General features: G+C 63.8%; 6 protein-coding genes. 4 read left to right on the top strand and 2 right to left on the bottom strand.

Annotation, left to right across the window (positions count from 1 at the left end):
- Positions 1–85: 85 nt before the first annotated feature.
- Positions 86–1,273: a serine hydrolase domain-containing protein gene (locus tag ACTHL9_RS08815; protein WP_440518477.1), complete on the bottom strand. Its 1,188-nt coding sequence runs from the start codon at positions 1,271–1,273 to the stop codon at positions 86–88.
- A gap of 76 nt (positions 1,274–1,349) precedes the next feature.
- Entirely contained in the window at positions 1,350–1,808 is a 459-nt protein-coding gene (locus ACTHL9_RS08810) for an SRPBCC family protein (protein WP_440518476.1), read from the bottom strand.
- 291 nt (positions 1,809–2,099) lie between these two features.
- On the opposite strand from ACTHL9_RS08810, the gene ACTHL9_RS08805 reads away from it, so the two are divergent.
- From ACTHL9_RS08805 to ACTHL9_RS08790, 4 genes are all read left to right on the top strand, one after another.
- Positions 2,100–2,399, top strand: a complete 300-nt coding sequence (locus tag ACTHL9_RS08805; protein ID WP_440518475.1) for a hypothetical protein — start codon at positions 2,100–2,102, stop codon at positions 2,397–2,399.
- Positions 2,400–2,604: 205 nt separating this feature from the next.
- Positions 2,605–2,910: an STAS domain-containing protein gene (locus ACTHL9_RS08800; RefSeq protein ID WP_440518474.1), complete on the top strand. Its 306-nt coding sequence runs from the start codon at positions 2,605–2,607 to the stop codon at positions 2,908–2,910.
- Between the two features lie 135 nt (positions 2,911–3,045).
- Positions 3,046–3,249: a cold-shock protein gene (locus ACTHL9_RS08795; RefSeq protein ID WP_138414424.1), complete on the top strand. Its 204-nt coding sequence runs from the start codon at positions 3,046–3,048 to the stop codon at positions 3,247–3,249.
- Between the two features lie 132 nt (positions 3,250–3,381).
- Positions 3,382–3,549: a hypothetical protein gene (locus ACTHL9_RS08790; protein ID WP_440518473.1), complete on the top strand. Its 168-nt coding sequence runs from the start codon at positions 3,382–3,384 to the stop codon at positions 3,547–3,549.
- The last annotated feature ends 173 nt before the right edge of the window (positions 3,550–3,722 follow it).

The raw sequence follows: 3,722 nt of genomic DNA, 5'->3' as shown, positions 1-3,722 counted from the left end.
TTTCCGATGAGGCAGTTGACTGGATCGAAGAGGTCGCCAACGATGAGGACCCCGGCTGAGATGGCGCTCATTTCGAGTTCTGGGCTCAAGCCGGGTTCTGGCAGAGTCGGGCGAGCGTCTCGGTGAAGACGCATTCCATCTGCCCGCTCCATAGGTGTCGCTGGGCGTTCCCCGCGGAGCCCTCCAGTTCGGTCGGCAGGGGTGGCGGGACGACCGCCATGGTGGCAACGTAGCGGCCATCGTCGGAGGCGGCGGTGAACGTCAAATAGTCCCAGAGACCCCCGCGACCCTCGTATCTGGTGCCGCCCTTGCATCCGTCCGGCCACGTCCAGACGCCGAGTGCGTATGGTGCCAGACTGGGCCGCTTCTCCAGCTCGGCAAGGCTCTTGGCCGAGATGAGTTTGCCTTGAAACAGGGCCGAGAAGAACGTGTCGACGTCCGCAACGGTGGACGTAGCGCCCGCGGCGGCCGAATCGACCCTGTCCGCGTTGTCGGTGACGTCGAGCCGCTGCCCCTGCAGGGTGATGTAGCCGTGGAGGATGCGCGGATCGTGGACGTCCACCCGGGCCGTGGACGTGTCCTTGAGGCCGAGGGGGTCGATGACCTCCTCGCGGAGCACCTGCGCGTACGGCTTGTGGCGGAGGGTCTGGACCAAGAGCCCCAAGGCCTCGTAGCCGGTGCTCGAGTAGCCGAAGGTGCCGACGCTGGAGGGGTCCCATTTCTGGGTTCCAGCCAGTTCGAAGGCCTTTTCTGGCGTGATCTGTTCGGGGTTGGAGAGGGCCTGTCGAAGTTGGTCTTGGTTCTTGAACCGGAGATCGGTGTACTCAGGGATGCCGGAGATGTGACCCAGCAGTTGCCTTACGGTGATGGGGCCGGGCGGGTGGAGGAGGGTCTTGAAGCCCGGGATGACGTCGTTCACGGGGTCGTCGAGGCGGATGAGGCCGTCATCGACCAGCTTGAGGACGGTGACCGCTGTCATGGTCTTGGTGATGCTCGCGACCTGCACCAGGTCGGTGGGCTGTGCGGGGGTCTTGGCATCGAGGTCGCGGACGCCATAGGCCTTGGACCACTCCCCGCCGGGCCAGCGCACCTGCACGACTGCCGCGACGGCCCCCCGGTCCATGAAGAGCCGCGCCTGTTGCTCGACCGAGACCGTGGGTGGGAGAGGCGTGCTCGTCGGGGCGGGTTCACTGTTCGTGTAAGCGCACCCGGACATGCTGAGGACCAGGACCAGGGCCAGCATGCAGGCCGCCAAGGCCCGCGCGCGTCTCATCGCACGCTTCCTCTCCACACCAGCGCAGCGTCCACCCGGAACGACCCCCGCGGCTGGCCTTGTATTGCATCTGCGCTCAGCCGCGCTCTTTTCCGTGGTCCGTGAGGATCTCGGACAGCGTGGCGAGGTTGGCCCGGACTTGCCGTGCGTAAGCCTTGGCGACGAGGGCGTCACCCACGCGGCCGAATACCCCGCCGAGGCCAGCTCCCGAATCGACGTGGTAACGCACCCTGGTTCCGCCGACTTCCGGTGTCAGGGTGTAGGTACTGGTGAAGTCGATCTGCCCCTCGACTGATTTGAGGGCCATCTTTGTCGGCCGGGTGTCCTCGATGACCTCAACTTTCCAATCGAAGGTCCTGCCGATGATCCTTGCCTTGCCCCCGAAGCGGGAACCGACGTGGATGGGACCATCGTCGTCGAGCTCGGAGGTGAGGATCGTGGCGTCGTATTCCGGCGTGTGCGCCGGGTCGTGGAGGTAATCGAAGATCTCCTCCTGAGGCGCGGGTATGACGATGCTCTCGTCGGTGACGGGCATTTTGGGTCTCGATTTCTTGCAAAAGGGGTTGATTGCCTCGCCAAGCTCGCTCTTGCGAGTGCCCCTGCGAGGCTGGATGCGGCTGGCCCCAGCTGTCATTCCGCGACGGCAGTCAGAAATGAATCCCCGGTTCCATCACGGTACGCCTCGGCTCAGGGAGCGACAACGAGCTTCACGGCGAGCTGCTTTCCGGGACTCTAGTCTCATTCCTGAGGGTGTAGTAGATTGCTGGGACCTTGCGTCGGGCTGGCTGGGGGGCTCACGCCAACCGATGAAAGTGAGGTAACAGCAATGCGCATCAAAACCATCGCCGCGACATTCTGTGTCGGAGCTTCGATGGCGCTATCGGCAGCACCGGCCATGGCCGCAGGCCAGGTGGAGCGCGGGCCGGCGAACGCCAACTCGATCTGCTCGTACTCAGGTCAGAATGACACTCCGGACGCTGCCTTCCCTGAGGGCGGGCGAGTTCAGTCGTTCGGGCAGCTCGTGAGGGTTGGCCTCAAGGACACGCTCACTCAAGCGGGAGAGACGCCGGGGCAGATGTGCAACGGCCACAATCTCCCGTGGCAGGACGTCACCGGAAGCCACTAGCGGCTGACTGATGTTCGCGGTGGGGCCCGCGCACAGGCCCCTCCGCGAATATCGACGAGAGTCAACTCTCGCAGGCTTCTTAGCTTTATCGGCAAGTCGGGCGTGATGTCCGTCATTGCCGGCCAATTCCCCGGCATACTGGTGCCCTGCGAGCACGGTCCAGCACACGGCCGCTTTCACATCAAGAGGGGGTTTGCAGGTGGTCGTGGAACGCGGCGAGCGCGACGGTTTCAGCGTGTTTGAGGTGGACGGCAGATTGAATCTGACGAGCACCGATGAATTTCGTGAGGTCATCGCTAGGGCTATTGGCGAGGGCCGGATTCGATTCATCATCGACCTTCAGGATGCTGAGTCTGTGGACTCCACGGGACTCGGCGCGCTCGTCTGGGCGGCGACGAACGCTCGCCGCCATGGGGGTGAATTGCTCATCGCGAATCCCAACGAGGGCGTGCGGATGCTGCTGGAGCTCACGAGTACCGCGAAGCTGCTGCCGCTGCACCGTCCGGCGTAGGCGCGGAGCCTCGAATTAAGAACCCATAAGTCCATGAGGTGTCGTACGCCACCCTTGCTCTTAGGATGGTCAATGGATGGCGTGGGAAGCGGCCGAGTCGCGGCTGCGGCGTCATCGGGGAAGGCAGCAGCACTAATGGCTACTGGCACTGTCAAGTGGTTCAACAGCGAGAAGGGCTACGGTTTCATCGCGCCGGACGACGGATCGGCGGACGTGTTCGCCCATTACTCCGAGATCGACGGTCGTGGATACCGGTCCCTGGAAGAGGGCCAGAAGGTCGAGTACGAAGTCGGGCAGGGACAGAAGGGCCCGCAGGCGCAGAAGATTCGTCCCGTCTGATCCACTGAGCTGCCGAAGGTCTCTCTGGCTGGCCGCGTACAGCCAGAGAGCTCCTTCCGGCACAGATGGTTAAGGCTTTATCCGCGGCTTAGCCAAGTGCACCGACTCAGCACCGTTCAGGCAGGAGCACTTGTGAGCCGTCGAAAGCAATTCCTGGTCGTTGCCATGATTGTGGTCGGCTGCGCCTTGATAGCGGCGGGCCGGCTCATCTTTCCGCAACTCCCCATCGCGCTGCTAGGCGCCGTGATCGGCGTTGGTGTCGTGGCCGTCGTGAGGCTCATCCTCGGCAAGCTGAAGTAGGCGCCTCCATCTGCGCCTATGTTGCGTTTGCGCCGTCAGGTTTACAGTGTGCGCATGACTGAGCAGCGAGACACCCCCAGCGAGCCCGCTGACGACGACGCCGAGACCCGCCCCGAGCCCAAAGACACCGGTCCAGGCGATTCTGGCGACGAGGCCAACGACCTCCGCTTCTC

Origin of the sequence: Sinomonas sp. (assembly GCF_051955515.1) — a bacterium.
GTDB lineage: Bacteria > Actinomycetota > Actinomycetes > Actinomycetales > Micrococcaceae > Sinomonas.
This window is presented reverse-complemented; position numbering and strand designations above follow the sequence as displayed.